The sequence below is a fragment of the Dictyoglomus sp. DH genome (assembly GCF_055181375.1).
Map to the genome: position 1 here is coordinate 1,146,489 of NZ_CM143706.1, position 17,754 is coordinate 1,164,242.

16 protein-coding genes and 4 tRNA genes are annotated in these 17,754 nt (G+C 33.0%); 14 read left to right on the forward strand and 6 right to left on the reverse strand.

Going from position 1 to position 17,754, the window contains the following annotated elements:
• Positions 1 to 54: 54 nt before the first annotated feature.
• The 4 genes from aroF to ACY3JJ_RS05585 are packed head-to-tail and all read left to right on the forward strand — an operon-like array spanning position 55 to position 3,519.
• Positions 55 to 1,083 (forward strand): 3-deoxy-7-phosphoheptulonate synthase, encoded by a 1,029-nt coding sequence (aroF, locus tag ACY3JJ_RS05570; RefSeq protein WP_463091165.1) that lies wholly within the window; start codon positions 55 to 57, stop codon positions 1,081 to 1,083.
• Positions 1,080 to 1,922 (forward strand): prephenate dehydrogenase, encoded by an 843-nt coding sequence (locus ACY3JJ_RS05575; RefSeq protein ID WP_463091166.1) that lies wholly within the window; start codon positions 1,080 to 1,082, stop codon positions 1,920 to 1,922. Before aroF ends, ACY3JJ_RS05575 begins: the two co-directional genes overlap by 4 nt.
• A gap of 3 nt (positions 1,923 to 1,925) precedes the next feature.
• Positions 1,926 to 3,233, forward strand: a complete 1,308-nt coding sequence (gene aroA, locus ACY3JJ_RS05580) for a 3-phosphoshikimate 1-carboxyvinyltransferase (RefSeq protein WP_463091167.1) — start codon at positions 1,926 to 1,928, stop codon at positions 3,231 to 3,233.
• Complete coding sequence (locus ACY3JJ_RS05585) at positions 3,217 to 3,519, forward strand: YerC/YecD family TrpR-related protein (protein WP_463091168.1); 303 nt, start codon at positions 3,217 to 3,219, stop codon at positions 3,517 to 3,519. Before aroA ends, ACY3JJ_RS05585 begins: the two co-directional genes overlap by 17 nt.
• A gap of 9 nt (positions 3,520 to 3,528) precedes the next feature.
• On the opposite strand, the gene ACY3JJ_RS05590 is transcribed toward ACY3JJ_RS05585, so the two are convergent.
• The 5 genes from ACY3JJ_RS05590 to ACY3JJ_RS05610 form a co-directional block, all read right to left on the reverse strand.
• The gene (locus ACY3JJ_RS05590) at positions 3,529 to 4,515 is read right to left on the reverse strand and encodes an ABC transporter ATP-binding protein (protein ID WP_463091169.1); all 987 of its coding nucleotides are present in this window, start codon (positions 4,513 to 4,515) and stop codon (positions 3,529 to 3,531) included.
• Complete coding sequence (locus tag ACY3JJ_RS05595) at positions 4,508 to 5,476, reverse strand: ABC transporter ATP-binding protein (protein ID WP_463091170.1); 969 nt, start codon at positions 5,474 to 5,476, stop codon at positions 4,508 to 4,510. The genes ACY3JJ_RS05590 and ACY3JJ_RS05595 overlap by 8 nt, the downstream gene beginning before the upstream one ends.
• A gap of 11 nt (positions 5,477 to 5,487) precedes the next feature.
• Positions 5,488 to 6,873, reverse strand: a complete 1,386-nt coding sequence (locus tag ACY3JJ_RS05600) for an ABC transporter permease (RefSeq protein ID WP_463091171.1) — start codon at positions 6,871 to 6,873, stop codon at positions 5,488 to 5,490.
• Between the two features lie 10 nt (positions 6,874 to 6,883).
• Positions 6,884 to 7,948 carry an ABC transporter permease gene (locus ACY3JJ_RS05605; protein ID WP_463092587.1) on the reverse strand — a complete coding sequence of 355 codons (1,065 nt, stop codon included), beginning with the start codon at positions 7,946 to 7,948 and terminating at the stop codon, positions 6,884 to 6,886.
• Between the two features lie 73 nt (positions 7,949 to 8,021).
• Positions 8,022 to 10,124: an ABC transporter substrate-binding protein gene (locus tag ACY3JJ_RS05610; RefSeq protein ID WP_463091172.1), complete on the reverse strand. Its 2,103-nt coding sequence runs from the start codon at positions 10,122 to 10,124 to the stop codon at positions 8,022 to 8,024.
• Positions 10,125 to 10,277: 153 nt separating this feature from the next.
• Between ACY3JJ_RS05610 and ACY3JJ_RS05615 the strand changes: the two genes are divergently transcribed.
• The 10 genes from ACY3JJ_RS05615 (at position 10,278) to ACY3JJ_RS05660 (ending at position 16,194) form a co-directional block, all read left to right on the forward strand.
• Positions 10,278 to 10,352: transfer RNA gene (locus ACY3JJ_RS05615), tRNA-Gly, on the forward strand.
• 19 nt (positions 10,353 to 10,371) lie between these two features.
• Positions 10,372 to 10,447 (forward strand) — tRNA-Cys (locus ACY3JJ_RS05620).
• Positions 10,448 to 10,464: 17 nt separating this feature from the next.
• Positions 10,465 to 10,539, forward strand: a tRNA-Ala gene (locus ACY3JJ_RS05625).
• A gap of 32 nt (positions 10,540 to 10,571) precedes the next feature.
• Positions 10,572 to 11,267: a hypothetical protein gene (locus ACY3JJ_RS05630; RefSeq protein ID WP_463091173.1), complete on the forward strand. Its 696-nt coding sequence runs from the start codon at positions 10,572 to 10,574 to the stop codon at positions 11,265 to 11,267.
• A 71-nt stretch (positions 11,268 to 11,338) separates the two neighbouring features.
• A complete protein-coding gene (locus tag ACY3JJ_RS05635) occupies positions 11,339 to 12,190 on the forward strand; it encodes a sulfide/dihydroorotate dehydrogenase-like FAD/NAD-binding protein (RefSeq protein WP_463082158.1) in 852 nt (283 codons plus the stop codon).
• Complete coding sequence (gene gltA, locus ACY3JJ_RS05640; protein ID WP_463092588.1) at positions 12,165 to 13,559, forward strand: NADPH-dependent glutamate synthase; 1,395 nt, start codon at positions 12,165 to 12,167, stop codon at positions 13,557 to 13,559. Before ACY3JJ_RS05635 ends, gltA begins: the two co-directional genes overlap by 26 nt.
• A 3-nt stretch (positions 13,560 to 13,562) precedes the next feature.
• Complete coding sequence (locus tag ACY3JJ_RS05645) at positions 13,563 to 13,811, forward strand: metal-sensitive transcriptional regulator (RefSeq protein WP_463082157.1); 249 nt, start codon at positions 13,563 to 13,565, stop codon at positions 13,809 to 13,811.
• Between the two features lie 66 nt (positions 13,812 to 13,877).
• A tRNA-Arg gene (locus ACY3JJ_RS05650) sits at positions 13,878 to 13,954 on the forward strand.
• Positions 13,955 to 13,975: 21 nt separating this feature from the next.
• Complete coding sequence (locus ACY3JJ_RS05655; RefSeq protein ID WP_463091174.1) at positions 13,976 to 14,800, forward strand: DUF4388 domain-containing protein; 825 nt, start codon at positions 13,976 to 13,978, stop codon at positions 14,798 to 14,800.
• Positions 14,797 to 16,194, forward strand: coding sequence for an NAD(P)/FAD-dependent oxidoreductase (locus ACY3JJ_RS05660; protein ID WP_463091175.1), 1,398 nt, complete (start codon positions 14,797 to 14,799; stop codon positions 16,192 to 16,194). Before ACY3JJ_RS05655 ends, ACY3JJ_RS05660 begins: the two co-directional genes overlap by 4 nt.
• Here ACY3JJ_RS05660 and ACY3JJ_RS05665 read toward each other — a convergent pair.
• Positions 16,176 to 17,696, reverse strand: a complete 1,521-nt coding sequence (locus ACY3JJ_RS05665) for an amidohydrolase (RefSeq protein WP_463091176.1) — start codon at positions 17,694 to 17,696, stop codon at positions 16,176 to 16,178. The genes ACY3JJ_RS05660 and ACY3JJ_RS05665 overlap by 19 nt on opposite strands.
• Between the last annotated feature and the right edge of the window lie 58 nt (positions 17,697 to 17,754).

Here is a 17,754-nt window from a genome sequence, read left to right on the forward strand (position 1 = left end):
ACTTATCTTTTTTATATTAAATTATAATCTTGTTAAAGGAGGAAAGGTAAGAAAATGATAATTGTACTAAAAGCAGGAGCTTCTGATGAAGATATACAAAGAGTTGTTGAGAAATTAAAAGAATTTAACTATGGTGCCCACATTTCAAGAGGTGAAAATAGAGTTGTTATTGGTGCGATAGGGGAGAAGAGAATGGAAGAGAAAATTTTGATAATGGAACAGATAAGTTCATTACCTTTTGTTGAGCAAGTGATTCCTATATTATCTTCATATAAATTAGTGACAAGAGAATTTAATCCTTCAGGAACAAAAATAAGAATTTCTCCTGATGTGGAAATAGGAAATGATCAAATAGTAATTATGGCAGGTCCTTGTGCTGTGGAAAGCAAAGAACAGCTATTTGAGATTGCAGAATTTGTAAAAGATGTAGGAGCTAAGGTTTTAAGAGGAGGTGCTTTTAAGCCTCGTACATCTCCTTATAGTTTCCAGGGTCTTGGAATAGAAGGATTAAAGCTACTTTATGAAGCAAAGCAAAAATATGGATTACCAGTGATAACAGAAGTAATGGATCCAAGAGATTTAGAAATAGTAGCAGAGTATGCAGATATAATTCAGATAGGTGCTAGAAATATGCAGAATTTTACCTTACTTAAAGAAGTGGGTAAATTAAGAAAACCTGTTCTATTAAAAAGAGGTATTTCTGCTACTTTAGAAGAATTTCTTTTTGCAGCTGAATATATAATGGTAGGTGGAAATTCGGAGGTTATCTTATGCGAGAGAGGAATTAGAACCTTTTCGGATTATTCAAGAAATACTTTAGATTTAACTATTGTGCCAGCTTTAAAGTATAAAACCCATCTTCCTGTATTTGTAGATCCAAGTCATGGGACTGGAAACTTTAGATATGTTCCAAGTATGGCAAAGGCAGCTATAGCTGCAGGAGCTGATGGATTAATAATTGAAGTTCATCCGCATCCAGAAAGAGCTCTTTCAGACGGTCCTCAATCTTTAACCTTCTCTGATTTCAGAAGACTTATGGATGAATTAAAAAGCATAGCTAATGCTATAGGTAGAAGATTATGAAGATAGGAATAATAGGATTAGGTTTAATTGGTACATCTATAGCAATGGCAATTAAAAAAGAAAATAAAGATATAGAGATATGGGGAATTGATAAAAATCGTGATACATTAAATTTTCTGAAGGATAAAGACATTTTTAGCCATATCTCTATCAATATATCTGAAATTGAAAAAGAAATACATAATACGGATATAATATTTATATCAGTATATCCTTCAGGGGTTACGGATGTTCTTTTAGAGCTTAAGAGTTATATAACGGAAAGAAGTATCATAAGTGATACCAGTAGTACTAAGGGAAAGATTATGACTTTTGTAAATAACGATAAATTATTATGTGAAGTCTTTATAGGGGGACATCCATTAGCAGGAAGAGAGATTTCAGGAGCATATGGGGCTATCCCTGATTTATTCAAGGGTAAGATTTATTTTCTTTCCCCTGCTAAGAGAGTAGAAAAAAATAAAATAGATACTTTAATGAATTTTATCGAAAATATAGGAGCCTTACCAATTTTGGTTGATCCATATGAACATGATAGGATTCTTGCATACTCAAGTCATTTACCACAGATTGTTGCTTATTTGTTGGCTTATACGTCAATAAAAAATTCAACTAATTTTTTTGGAACAGGATTTAAGGATACAACAAGAATAGCAAAGAGTGATACTAAACTTTGGATGGATATTATAAAGGAAAACTATGACGAAATATTGAGTGTATTTTGTGAATTTAAAAATAATATAGATCTTTTTAGTAACTGTTTAAAGGATAAAAATTTCGAAAAAATAGAAGAAATATTTAAAAGAGCAAGGGAAAAAAGAATGAAAATTGAGGGGTAGAATATGAAAAAAATTGTTATTAAGAAGAGTGTATCTTTAAGAGGAGAGGTTTTAGTACCAGGAGATAAATCTATCTCCCATAGAGCTTTAATTTTTTCTGCTTTATCTGAGGGAGAATCTAAAATAGAAAATTTTCTGTTTTCTCAAGATTGTCTTTCCACATTGAATTGTTTGAAAAGCTTAGGAGTAAACATAGAGATTATTGGAAAAGTAATAAGAGTGAAAGGAGTAGGAATTAAAGGTTTTAAAGAACCTGAGGATGTTTTAGATGCAGGTAATTCTGGAACTACAATTAGGCTTCTTACAGGGCTTTTAAGTGGTATACCAAACATGTTTTCAGTTATAACAGGAGATAATTCTCTAAGAAGGAGACCCATGAGAAGAGTTATTGATCCATTGGTAAATATGGGTGCAATGATCTGGGGAAGAAATGATAGCAATAATCCCCCATTAGCTATAAAAGGTAATCAACTTAAAGGTTTCAAACATATGTTAAAAGTGGCAAGTGCACAGGTCAAATCAGCTCTTCTTATAGCTGGTTTATTGGCTGAAGGTGAGACATGGGTTTCTGAACCTGCATTGTCAAGAGATCATACAGAAAGAATGTTTGAATATTTAGGATTACCATTTGAAAGAGACGGTTTGACAATAAAGACTCACAAAATAGAGAGTTATAAAGCAAAGGATTTTTATATTCCAGGGGATATATCTTCTGCTGCATTTTTGATTGGAGCGGGACTAATCTCTGAAGGATCAAGTATAGTTATTAAACATGTAGGATTAAATCAAACACGGGTAGGTATGTTGGAGGTATTAAAAAAATCAGGAGCCAAAATTGAAATATTAAAGGAATGGGAGGTTGGAAAAGAACCTATTGGTGATATCAAAGTGGAATTTTCAGAGATAGAACCAATAGAAGTTATGGGAGACATTGTACCAAGGCTTATTGATGAAGTCCCGATTTTGGCTATTATTGCAACACAGGCAAAAGGTAAAAGTATTTTTAAAGATGTAGAAGAGTTGAAGGTAAAAGAGTCCGATAGAATAAAAGCTATAGTTAATGGAATAAATAAAATGGGGGGTAAGGCAGAAGAAATTGATGGAGGATTTGTAGTATATGGTCCTTCTAAACTTATAGGATCGGAGATTGATACTTTTAATGATCATAGAATTGCCATGGCATTTGCTATTGCAGGTTTAGTAGCAGAAGGAGAAACGATTGTAGAAAGTGAAAGTATTAGTATTTCTTTTCCTAATTTTGTTGAGGTTGTTTCTCAGTTAGGAGGTAATATTATTGAGTTATCAGCCTAAATGGGTGGATGATGATGTAAAATTTTTGGTGAAGGCAATTCTTTCTTTAAAAAATGAAGAAGAAGTATTAAGATTTCTTGAGGATATATGCACTATTAATGAAATAAAAGAGTTATCTCAAAGGCTTAAAGTTGCAAAAATGCTTTATGAGGGAAAATCTTATGAAGAGATTGAAAAAAAAACAGGAGCAAGTTCTGCTACTATTAGTAGAGTGAAAAAATTTCTGTATTATGGAGCAGATGGTTACAAAACTATATTAGATAGATTGATAAAAAAAGAAGGGTAGGATTAAATCCTACCCTTCTTTATATAACCAGCATTTCACCCAATGATTTTTTGCGATATTAATTTCCTTTGGTTCTTCCTTCTTACATATTTCCATGGCAAAAGAACATCTTGGATGAAAACGACAGCCCTCTGGTGGATTTATAAGATTTGGAGGTTCTCCAGGTGGTACTTCTCTTAGTTTAAACCTATTTGTGGGATCTGGATCTGGTATAGCTGAAAGAAGGGCTTTTGTATATGGATGTAAAGGATTATTTAGTAATTCGTCAGTTTTCGCTCTTTCTACTAAGTTTCCAGCATACATAATGAAAATCCAATCTGAGAATGATCTTACAGTAGCAAGATCATGAGTTATATAAATTAAACTCATATTATGGTTCCTTTGGATGTCTCTTAGAAGATCTAAAATCTCAATTCTTACAGATGCGTCTAACATAGATACAGGCTCATCAGCTATTATTAGCTTAGGTTTCATAATTAGAGCTCTTGCGATAACAACTCTTTGCATTTGTCCACCGGAAAGCATGTGGGGATACTTATTTATAAAATCCGAAACTGGTGTTAATTTTACTTCTTCCAATGCCTTTATAATCATTTCTTTTCTTGATTCTGGTGTTCCTATCTTATTAATAATTAAAGGTTCTTCTAAGATTCTATAAACAGTAAAATGGGGAGCTAATGCTCCAAAAGGATCTTGTTGTACAAATCCTGTTTCTCTTCTGTACCAATTTAGTTCCTTAAAAGGTAAATTTGTAATATCTTTATCCTCAAAGAAAATTTTACCATCAGTAGGTTCATAAAGCCTCAGAATTGTTCTTCCAAGAGTAGTTTTTCCAGATCCACTTTCTCCTACTAAAGATATGGTTTCTCCTTTCTTTAACTCAAAGTTTACCCCATCTACAGCTTTTACGTATAGAGGCTGTGATATTATTGTTTTCCTGATTTCAAACCAAACCTTTAAATTTTCAACTCTAAGTAAGATTTCATTGTTATTCATGGCTCTCACCTATATAACATTTAGCATAATGTTCTTCACCTTTTTTAAATATGGGAGGTTCCTTTTCTCTGCATATATCCATAACATATTGGCATCTTGGATGAAATCTACATCCTTTTGGTGGAGATATAAGACTTGGTGGAGATCCTGGAATAGACTTTAACTTTTTTATTGTCTTTAAAGTTGGTACACTGTTTAGAAGCATCATGGTATAACCATGGGCAGGTAAATTATAAAAGTTCTCAGAAGGGCTTAATTCTACAATTTCACCAGCATACATTACTGCTACTTTATCTGCTAGTTCACTTGTAGTTGCTATATCGTGGGTTATAAAAATATATGTAAGGTTGAGTTCTTTTTTCAAAATTTTTAATAAGTTTAAAATGTTGGCTTGCGTAATAACATCTAAAGCGGATGTTGGTTCATCTAATATCACTATCTTAGGATGTGTAACTAATGCCATTGCAATAACAACTCTTTGTTTCATACCCCCAGATAATTCAAAAGGATATCTATCTGCGAAGGATTCAGAAATACCTACGAAACTTAGCATCTCTTTTGCTCTGTTAAAGGCTGAATTCTTATCCATTCCCATATGTACTATTAATGGTTCTGCAACTTGATAGATGACTTTTAATACTGGGTTAAGAGAGTTCATAGCTCCTTGAAAAACCATAGAGATTTTACTCCATAGTACGTTTTTACGGAAAATATCTTCTTTTAAAGATAAAATATCTTCACCATCAAGATATATTTTTCCACTTGCTTTTTCCAGATTTCTTGGAAAAAGTCTTAGGATACCTCTTGCAAGAGAACTCTTTCCACAACCTGATTCTCCAACAATAGCTAAAGTTTCCCCCTCTTTTAATTCAAAACTTACATTTCTTACTGCCTCTAAACTTCCTTTTTGAGTTTTATAAGATACTGAAAAATTATCAAGCTTAAGTACTACATCTGCCATTTTCTTCACTCCTATATCTCTTTTAGTCTTGGATTTACTATCTTATCAATTACAAATCCAAGCAATGCAAAGGAAATAGCCATAAGAATGATTATGATGGATGGTTCTATTACCCAATAGTAGAATCCTTTATATAAGGCTCCATTTTGAAATGCCTCTTCAATAATTCTTCCAAGAGTTGGTTCTGTTGGATCTAATACTCCAAATAAGGATAAGATAGCCTCTAAAAATATATATGAAGGTATGCTTATTATTAAACCAGGAATTACAGGTGGTAGGATTTTAGGAATAATATATAAAAACACTATTCTCATGTTACTTGCCCCATAAGTTCTTGCAGCTTCTATATATGGTAAGGTTTTGACTTGTAATACCATAGCTCTTTGTGTTTTTATACCTGACCCAAAAAGACTTAATATTATTAATACAACGAGTAGTTTCCATATGGTTAATTTATAGAATAAAGAAATCATGATCATGAGTGGTAGAAATGGAAGAAGCATATATATTTCTGTAAGTCTTTGAATTAGGTTATCCACAATACCACCATACCAACCACTTATTGTTGCAAGAATTAGATGAATAATAGTAATACTTAAAGAAGCACCTAAACCGAAGGCAAGGTCTATAGGCATTCCCCACAATATTCCTAATTCTAAGGGTCTTCTTAAGTGGTCAGTTCCAGCTATACCATAGACCTTTCCATATATTATAGGTTCTATCTCAATGGTATCTGATTTATCTGAAAATTGCACTTCAATTATAAAAGAATAGGATCCCTTGGCAATAGATTGGTTCTCATTAGGTTCAATAAAAAGTCCTTTCATTGTAGTTACAGGAAAAGGAGGATAATATCCCAACTTGTCTTGAATATATTTAGTTAAATTTTCTTCAATAGATGATTCATTTGCTAAATAAAAAGTGTCTGTTTCTGATCTTTGTTGTTTTTCTAAAAGGAAAATTTTATCTCCTTTTGAATTTATCCAATAAAATCTTAAAATTGGTGGGGTGTCTTTATAACTGCTTTTAAGGAATATATTAAATTCACTGGGGAAATCATCATAAAAATAAGAAAAACTATACTCGTATTTAAGAATGTTAGGATTATCTGATATAGTCTCAATTTTGGGTTCTTTAAGATTTATGTTTTTGGGAAGATTTTTCCTTGTAAATAAAGCCCACCAAGAGGGTATTGCATTTCTCGGATATTTAAGCCATGCCTGACTATCATTCCATAAAGTCTTAACCTCATTATAAGGCATACTTAAATAAGCATAAATAGAGAGTACAATTAATATAAAAAATATAATTAGGGAAAATAAACCAGCCTTACTCTTAATAACTTCTTTTATTATTCCTTTTAAACTATAAGATGATGTAAATTCCATATTATCCATACTTTTCACCTCATATTCTAACCCTTGGATCAATTAGAGCATAAATAAAGTCTAAGAGTAAAACAGTAGCTCCTAAAAGATATGCATATATTACAGTTATTCCTACTATCACTGGAGCATCAAAAGATCCTATAGCTCGAGAAAGAACCATACCTAATCCTGGCCAGTTAAAAATACTTTCTGTAACTATTGCACCCATCCATGAAGATATAAGGGCTAAAGCAAAGGAGGTCACTATAGGTGGAAGGGCAGGCTTTAATATATATTTTCTTTCAATAACTTTATCAGGAAGTCCTTTAGCCTTAGCAACCTCTACATAATCCTCTGTGGAATATATGAGAAAAAAGTTTCTTTGGCTATATGTTCCCAAGAAAAGATAGCTTAAAAGCCATGATAAAACTGGTAGGATCATATGCTTTAAAACACTTAGAACCTTCCCAAAAATATCATTAGGTGGTGGAAAATCCATAAATCCACCTGGGGGTAAGATATGAAGCCATGAATAGAAAATCATTATAAGAAAAATTCCATAAAACCATCCTGGAATGGTAGAAAGGGGTGACAAATATACTATTAATTTATCAAAAAAGGAACCATATTTTCTTGAAAGTTTTAGACCAAGATATAAAGTTACTAAAAATTCTAAAAGGGTAATAGTTGTAAAAAGTAATACAGATAAAGGAATTCTCTCTAAGATAATGTTTTTTACAAGCATTGATCCACTATCACTGGTCATAGTTGTAGCAGTACCGAGGTCTAAAAGTAATGCTCTCTTCAAATGATAGATACTTCTTATTAAAAAGGGTTGATCAAGACCTCTTCTTTTTAATTCATTTCTTACTCTACTTTCGATAATTTTTTGTTTCTGCTCATCAGTATATCCTCGTACTGTGGGATCATTTCTTAAATTCATTGCGACATTCATTCTTATTTCATCTTCAACAATTTTATCTACATATCCACCTGCATTTGCTATTACTATTGTTAAATAAATAGCGATAGCAACGGTAATAAAAATTGCTACTGCTCTTTTAAGAAAATATAGAAGTACTTTTTTAATCTCTTTTATCTTCATCAACCTCCTTTTTATAAAAGTTCAAAAAAAAACCCAGGGGATTTTATCCCCTGGGTTTATATTATACTATATTTTACTTCAAAAATTTAGCATTCTTTAAGAGAATTGTATGAGCAACAGTATCTGCTTTTTCAAGATAGTATGGACCATTACTTACCCAGAAATGTTTAAATCTATTATACCAGTTAGCAAGAGCGTTATATCTTTCTTTGATCTCTCCTTCTTTTACATATTTTCCTACGAAATTCTTAAATGGCAGGTAGTTATCTTTCTGTGATTTATCAAGCATTTCTTTAAGTACTCCTAAGCTTGGTCCGCCAATGTAGTTCATCCATTCTACCTTTTGGGACTCAGCTTTATCAGCAGAGAAGGCAAGTTTACCTTCTTCTTCTGCTCTTATTCCAATTGCAAGGGCATGCCATGGGAATAATACAGAGGTAGTTGGCCAGAGAGCTGTCAATTCTGCATCGAGTTCAGCATAGTTAGTATAGTATTCGATGATAAGTGGATTTTCTTTTACAATCTTCCATGCAACAAAACTTTCTCTCCATGAATTAAAGGTATCTACATAGCTTTCATCATAAATCTTACTATCTTTACTTGCTCTTTCAAAACCTATAATAAAGTCAACTAAATAATCTGCAATGCTTTGTACTGTCCCATCATGATATTTATTTTTACCGATAACATCACCATAATTAATTACTACTTTTACTTTGGCCTCTTTTATACCAGCTTCTTTTGCGGTGACCATAGTTTGTTTCTTTACATCCCAACCATACCACGCATCTTCTGGAACAGTAACAGTCTTAACTCTCTTAAATTTCAACCAGTTTTCTGAGCCTTTATTGGGGAATGTAGGAACATCAGCTGCAACAGTAAGATCTGCGCTCTTGATTCCAAAGAGTATAGGAAGACCTGTGTATGGATGGTAAATCCAGTTTCTTCCAAAGGTTGCCTCCCAGAAGATAGAATCATAAACCCAGTTAGATCCAGCTATTGGGTTCCATGGGTCAATTATTACTTCAGCCATTCCTGCTTTAACACTTCCGCCTTCTTTTCCAACAATTCTTAATGTGTATGGCCATGCTCTTGATGAATTTCCACCTGCGTAATCTACTGCAATATCAATATTCTTTCTTCTTGCCCATGCAGCCTTTTGGTCTATCAAAAAGACTCTTACTGAATCTTTCAAGCAAAGTTCTAAGGCTTTTCTCATTAAGTAGTTTCTTTCAGCTATAGATTTAAAGGTTCTTTGAGCAAGTTTATTTGCTATATCTCTAAATTCTTTATCTGGTTTATAAGCTCTCCAAAGTGGAGAATAGGACATTTCAGAATCTGGTGTATAGAAGAATCTGAAGTTATCTGCCATATCTCTTGAAAGGACAGTTGTTATCCAGCCGCCTGTGTAGACATCCCATTGGCCATCTTCAGGATTGCCTCTTACCCAGAGTGGAGATGCTTCTCTTGATGTTTTATACATTCTCTCTACTGTAAATCCTAATTTTTCAAGCTGTGTTGATACATAATCTCCTATTTGTTTTCTTCTATCCTCAGTTCTGATGATAAATTTTATTACTACAGGATTTCCTTTATAGTACCATTTTCCACCTTTTAATTCTGCTCCCATCTTTCTCATTTCTTCATCAATGATCTTTTTGCCTTTTGCAAAATCATATTTATAGAGTTTCTCCAAACCTGCTATAGTGTCTTTATATCTTTCATATTCTGGGAAACCTTTATTGAGAGGTAAAAGCTTTACTTCTGCAAGTCCCCCCATAATTTCATCCACTATATATTGTCTATCTACTACCATATTCATTGCTTCTCTAATTCTCTTATTACTAAATGGATTTAATCTTCCATCTTTATAGGTTGGTCCTACTGGGTTAAAGGTAAGTTCATAATAAAGTCCAAAAGATGTTCCATAGGTTAAATTTGGATCTTCTTTGACTCTCTTGAAAAGTTGTGGGTCACTTATTTCGTTGAAATATATGTCAATATCTCCTTTGGACATCATTTCTACAGCCTTTGCCATATCCTTTTCAGGAATGAAGGCTACTTGGTCAAGCCATCCATTTGGATTCACATTAACAGTTTGTGCTTGAGAAGATAAGAGGAATAGGCCTAAAAGAAATACTACTAATAAAAGAACCCTAATACATCTCTTTGGCATCTTAACACCTCCCGATGAAGATAATTTTAATTCTTATAATAATAAGAAAATAAATTATTGTCAACCAAAATAATTATTTTAATTGATTCTTGACAAAATTTAAAAAAGAATTTATTCTCTATTAAGAAATGAGTTGATTTTATACTTGGGAAGGCGGGTGTAGCTCAGAGGTAGAGCATCGGCTTCCCAAGCCGAGGGTCGCGGGTTCAAATCCCGTCGCCCGCTCCAAAAATTGTTTAGAATTTGTGGCGGCATCGCCAAGCGGCTAAGGCAGGAGATTGCAAATCTCCCATTCCCCGGTTCGAGTCCGGGTGCCGCCTCCAATTTGGAAAATCTTGGTGGGGCTGTAGCGCAGAGGGAGCGCGCTTCCATGGCACGGAAGAGGTCGGGGGTTCAAGTCCCCCCAGCTCCACCAATTTTTATTGATATTCTTTCAGAAGAGAAAATATGTTTATAAAAAAACTCTTTCCACTTTTTATCATGATTCTATTTGGACTTCTTACCTTATCTGAAGGTAAGAATGATGATGTACTATTAAAGATAGCAAAAGACCAAGAAGATAGATTTTGGAAGAATCCTGATAATAGTTATGTGGCTTGGAATATTGCAGTAGATTATTATACTAAGCTGTATCAAACGGCAAATTATTTAGAGCTTCAGGAAAACTTGGTTAGGTTGCACATTGAAGGTGTTAGGATTAATGCTAAAAATCTTAATTTTTTTAACCTTCATTATGGTTACGCTATAAATTATCCTCTAAAAGTTTCTGTTCTTAATCTTAAGAATTATCCTAAATTTGATTATTATTTATATGATAAAACATTACCACTCTTTGTAAGTATATACAATAATGGGACAAGGGAATTAGATTTAAGTAAAGCAATTTTTGTGTTAGAAAATGTTTCTCGTAGCGAAGAAAAATTATTAAACAATGATGATATTTTTAGAAAACTTTTAGGTGATTCTTTGATATATATTCCAATAAATAAGATTCTAAAAACTAAAGAATCATTTTCTTTTATCCTTCTTTTTACTTATAGCAACTTACCCAAATCATTTAAAATAACGATAGGAGAGATTAATGTAAATGTTATGTTTTTTGAAAATTTTCCTCTTATAGAAGCGCCTCCTCCAAAAGCATAATATACCCATTTGGGTTTACTTGTTTATCCTTTGATGCTATACTTTTTCTCAAAAAAAGGAGGGGTTAATTCTTGTTTGAAATATTGGACAAGAAAATATTAGCTCCAGGAGTTAAGTTGATTAAAGTTAAAGCTTCTTTAATTTCTCAGAAGGCATTAGCAGGGCAATTCGTTGTGATAAGAGTTTATGAGAAAGGTGAAAGAATTCCTTTAACTATAGCAGATAAAGATGAAAAAGAAGGAAGTATTACAATAGTTTTTCAAGAAGTAGGGAAAACTACAAAACTTCTTGGAAAATTAGAAAGGAGTGAATATATACTTGATGTGGTTGGCCCCCTGGGCAAACCAAGTGAAATAGATAAATACGGAGTAGTAATTGGTGTGGGAGGAGGAGTAGGAATAGCAGCACTTTTTCCTATATTAAAATCTCTAAAATCTTATGGAAATTATGTAATAAGTATTATAGGTGGAAGAAGTAAAGATTATGTAATTTATAGAGATGAAATTGAAAATTTAGTAGATGAAGCTTATATTACAACAGATGATGGTACCTTGGGTAGAAAAGGGCTTGTTACTGATGTACTTAAGGAATTATTAGAAAATAGGAAAATAGATAGAATATGGGCTGTAGGTCCTACTATTATGATGAAGGTAGTTTCTGAGGTTACGAGACCATATAATGTGCCAACTATAGTAAGTCTTAATCCTATAATGGTGGATGGTACTGGTATGTGTGGGGGATGTAGAGTTACTGTGGGTGGTGAGATAAAGTTTACCTGTGTGGATGGTCCAGAGTTTGATGGGCATTTGGTTGATTTTGACGAACTTTTATTAAGGTTAAAGACTTATAAGGAAGAAGAGATGCTCGCTCTAAAGATTCTTGAAGAAAGTGAGGCGAATAGAATTGAAAGTTCTAAAGACTAAAACTTTGATGCCTGAACAACCAGTAAAAGAAAGGATTAAGAATTTTGATGAGGTGGCATTAGGCTATACTGAAGAGCAAGCTTTAATTGAGGCAAGTAGATGTTTGCAATGTAAGGATGCTCCTTGTATAAAAGGATGCCCTGTAAATATTGATATTCCTGGTTTTATTAGACTTATAAGAGAAAGAAGATATGATGAGGCTATTAAAAAAATTAAGGAGACTAATAATCTTCCAGCTACAACAGGAAGAGTATGTCCTCAGGAGAACCAATGCGAAGCACTATGTACTTTAAAAAAAGTTGGGGAACCAGTAGCAATTGGGAGATTAGAAAGATTTGTTGCAGATCTCGAATTAAAAGAAGGTATAGAAATTCCCAAAATAGAGAAAAGGTATGATAAAAAAGTAGCGGTAATTGGTTCTGGCCCTGCAGGATTGACAGTAGCAGGAGATTTAGCGAAGAAGGGGATTAATGTAAGCATCTTCGAGGCTTTTCATGAACCTGGAGGAGTTTTAATTTATGGAATACCTGAGTTTAGACTTCCTAAAAGAATAGTTAGAGCAGAAATAGAATATGTTAAAAATTTAGGGGTTAATATTTACACAAATATAGTTGTTGGAAGGACTATAACCATAGATGAGCTTTTGAAGGAATATGATGCGGTATTCATAGGTACGGGAGCTGGTGCTCCTCAGTTTTTGAACATACCTGGAGAAAATCTTGTGGGTATATATTCTGCTAATGAATTTTTAACAAGAATTAATCTCATGAAAGCATATAGATTTCCTGAATATGACACACCGATAAAAATAGGAAAAAGAGTGGGTGTAGTAGGAGGAGGAAATGTAGCTATGGATGCTGCAAGAACAGCTCTAAGATTAGGTGCAGAAGAAGTTCATGTCTTATATAGACGTACTGAGGAAGAGATGCCTGCAAGATATGAAGAGATCATCCATGCAAAGGAAGAAGGAATTAGATTTAATTTCTTAGTTGCTCCTATTAAATTTATTGGTGATGAACATGGTAGATTAATAGGTATAGAACTTCAAAGAATGGTGCTTGGAGAACCAGATAGTAGTGGGAGGAGAAGACCAATTCCTGTTCCCGATTCTAACTTCTTTTTCCCTTTAGATATGATAATAGTAGCTATAGGAACCGTACCAAATCCACTGATAAGTATGACTACTCCAGATTTAGCTATAAGCAAGCATGGAACTATAATAATCGATGATAAAACAGGAAAAACATCTAAAGAAAGGGTTTATGCAGGAGGAGATATTGCAAGCGGTGCAGCTACGGTTATAAACGCTATGGGTGCAGGAAAAATAGCGGCAAGGAGTATTATTAAACATTTATTGGAGGAGAATTAAACATTGGATAAGAAAGATTATCTTGTGGCTTTAAGAAGAATAGAAGGGCAGGTTAGAGGACTTCAAAGAATGATAGAGGAAGATAGGGACTGTAAAGAGATTATTTCTCAAATCGCTGCGGTGAGATCTGCCTTAAAGAGAGTAGGAGTATTGTTAGTAGAAAATTATGCAAAAAAATGTCTTGCTGAAGGAGATAAAGATTTAGAAAACGAGATAAGTGAATTATTAAGAGATCTTCAATCATTGTTCTAATCAATAAGAATCATTAACTTTCTTGACTTATTAAAAAAAAACATTTTATAATCAATTTAGAAGAGTGCGCCCGTAGCTCAACAGGATAGAGCGGCGGACTACGAATCCGTAGGTTAGAGGTTCAAGTCCTCTCGGGCGCACCATATATATGAGGGGAGAGGTATATGCCGCTTACTGGTAATTTAAAAGAATTTGATTTAGTCTCTTTAATACAGATACTATCTGGAAAATTTTCTACTGGAAAACTCATCATTAATAAACCTTTTAAGAAAGGAATTCTTTATTTTAAAGACGGAAGAGTAATCAATGGCGAGGTTGGTAAACTTAAAGGAATGTCGGCTTTCCTTGAGCTATTTACTTGGGATGATGGAAATTTTGAGTTTGTGGAAGAAACAAATATAGATGTTCCTGTTGCTATATCTATGTCTCCTGAAGCTTTAGTTTTAGAAGCAGCAAGAATTATGGATGAGTGGCAAGAAAAAACAAAAAAATTAGGATCCCTTACAGTCGTTCCTTTCTTTCCTAATCCATCTTTTGCTATACCATCAAATGTTCAAGTACTTATTTTAAGAAAAGATCCAGAGAATATGACACCCGAAGAGAAGGAAAGGTTCATTTTATCAAATATAGATGGTAGAAGAGATTTTGCTACAATTGCAAGAATAAGTGGATTAGGCATATTATTGGCTATAGATGTAGTATTAAATAATTTAGAATCAGGGAGGCTTGCATTAAGAGATCTTGTAAATTTGCGGCATGTGGTGCCTGAGAAGGTGGGTAACGTTTCATCTAATGATCCTGCAGTCCAAAAGATGCTGAAGATTATGGATGGAAAGATGAATATGGAAAAAATCCTCTTGGAAATTGAAGAAGAAAGAGGTAAAATTATACCGGAACTTGTAAAATTAGTTAAAGGTGGTAGAGTGAGATTGAAAGAAGGTCTTGAATATCTACCAAGATTATCACAGGAGAATTTGTATCCAGTATGAAGTATGATGTAATTATAGTTGGTGGCGGACCAGCAGGTATATTCAGTGCTATTTCTTTAGTAAGGGGTAATAAGCCCCTTAAAATTTTGCTGGTAGAAAAAGGAGATATTACCAGTAGAAGGATATGTCCAGCTATTGTAAATAGACAAGGATGTGTTTTATGCCCGAGGTGTAATATTGTATCTGGATGGGGTGGAGCTGGTGCTTTTAGTGATGGTAAACTTACTTTTTCAACTGAGGTTGGTGGTTGGTTAAAGGATTATATTGGCGAGCAAAAGCTAATAAAATTGATGGATGATGTAAACGAAATTTATACCGAATTTGGAGCAGATCAACCTATTGTAAAACCAGATCCTGATAAGTTTGCGTATTTTCATAAAAAAGCAATAGCAGCAGATTTAAGATTAGTCTATTATGCTATTAGACATCTCGGTACTGAAAAGTGTGCACCTATATTACTCAACATGTATGAATATCTAAAGGATAAAATAGATGTTATTTTGAATAGGCAAGTTATTAGAATTATTGTTGAGGAAAATAAAGTTAAGGGTGTAGAATTAGAGGATGGAAAAATTTGTTATGCTGATTTTGTGATTGTTGCTCCTGGTAGAGAGGGATCTAAATGGTTTTCTGAAGAAGGTAAAAGAATTGGGCTTTCTTGGGTCATAAATCCTGTAGATATTGGAGTGAGGGTGGAAATTCCTGCAGCAGTTATGAAGGAACTTACAGATGAATTATATGAGGCAAAATTTATATATTACACAAAAACTTTTGATGATAAGGTAAGAACATTTTGTATGAATCCATATGGTGAGGTAGTAATGGAACAAAATGAAGGAATAATCTCGGTAAATGGACATAGTTTTGCTGAAAAGAAAACTGAAAACACAAATTTTGCTATTCTTGTTTCAAAGAATTTTACCGAACCTTTTAAAGACCCAATTGCATATGGTAGAGCAATAGGTAGTCTTGCCAATCTATTAAGTAATGGGGTTATATTACAAAGATTAGGAGATTTATTAGCGGGAAGAAGATCCACATGGGATAGATTACAAAAAGGAATGGTTGTTCCTACTTTAAAAGATGCAGTTCCAGGAGATCTAAGTTTGGTATTACCTTATAGATATTTAGTGGATATCATTGAGATGATTCAAGCTTTAGATAAAGTTACTCCAGGAGTTTATTCTCGACATACTCTTCTTTACGGTGTAGAGGTTAAGTTTTATTCAGCAAGAGTAAAATTAAGCTCTTCACTTGAAACAGAAATTAAAAATTTATTTGCTATAGGAGATGGTGCAGGAATTACAAGAGGTCTTATGCAAGCATCGATTTCAGGTTTAGTAGTTGGACAAGAAATTCTTAGGAGGCTTACTTCTTATTCATTAAAATCGTAAGAAGGATTTTTATATACAAATCTTCCTCTACAGATGGTTGCTAAGACTTTTATGTCCAAAATATCTTTTGTGTCTATATCTAACGGATCTCTATCCAATATTACTAAATCAGCAAGTTTATTTTTTTCAATAGAGCCTTTTTCATTATTCAAAAAACCAATGTAAGCACTATTAAAAGTAAACATTTTAATAGCATCTTTTATAGATATACTTTCCTCTCGATTTGGATGATTGACTGCAGAATAAATACCCAAAAATGGATCTATAGGAGTTACTGAACTATCAGATCCACCTCCAGCAATTATATTATTCTCTATAATACTTTTTAATGGTATTATTCTTTTACTTCTCTCTTTTCCTAAAAATTCCTCATATAATTTCCCCTCTCCTCCCCAAAAGTATAAAAAGCTTGGTTGCATAGATAACATCAATTCTGAATCTGCTACCATTTTTATATGTTCATTTTTAGGTAATTCAAAATGTTCTATCCTATGTCTGTGATCTTTTTTAGGGTAATCTTTTAATACCTTCTTATAAGCTTTGAGGAGAAGATCAATTCCTCTGTCTCCTACAGCATGGAAGGCTATTTGTAAGTTTTCGTTATGGGCAGATCTGATAAAGTTTATTAAGGAGTCTAAATCCCAGTATAAGACGCCATAATTTTCGTTATCTACATTATATGGTTCCGACAAAGCTGCAGTCATACTGCTAACAGAACCATCTACAAGAAGACATCCCCCAATTTGATTTAAGCCAAGTTCTTTTACCTTTTTTATAGAGGTTGTTTGGTAATATATGAGTACATCTATTGGAAAATATTGCCTTAATCCCAATAAAAGTTGAGGAATATTGGGAGGGGATGTGTATCCGCCCTCTAAGGCATGTATTGTTGTGACACCTTTTTCTGCTGATTTTTTTAATATCTTTAAAATACCTTTTACCAATAAAGAAGGTTCAATATTTTGATAAACCTTTCCAACCACTATCTGATGATCTCTTCCTGTTAATATTTCACCTTCTGAGTATGATAAATCTAAGTTTAGAACTTTTTCTCCTATTGTATTTATAATACTTGAATGTGCGTCTTTTCTTATTATTAAAACTGGATGTTTTGGAAAATATTTATCTAAATCTTCTTTTGTAATATTTGTTTTTTCCTCAATATTTTCAGGATCAAATTCCTTTGCAATAATCCATTCACCTTCTGGCATTGAATCTCTTAATGCTTCTAAAGCTTTAATTATTTCCTTTAGAGATGAAAAATTACTTAAATCCAATAAAATATCACTGATAGCAGTGGATGAAAGATGAACATGAGAATCAATAAATCCTGGTAATATATAGCCTTCTTCAAAATTATATATGGGTATATTAGTTTCAGAAGGTAAGGATTCGTTTCCTAAATCTATAATTTTGTTGTTTTCTATTAAAATCCAAGAATAAATGTTAAAATAAGGGTCAAATGAATATATTTTTTGAGCTTTAAGAAAATATTTTTTCATATATCTTCCTTATTGATTTTTATTTTGAAATATTATATCACAAAAAATAGATTATTTT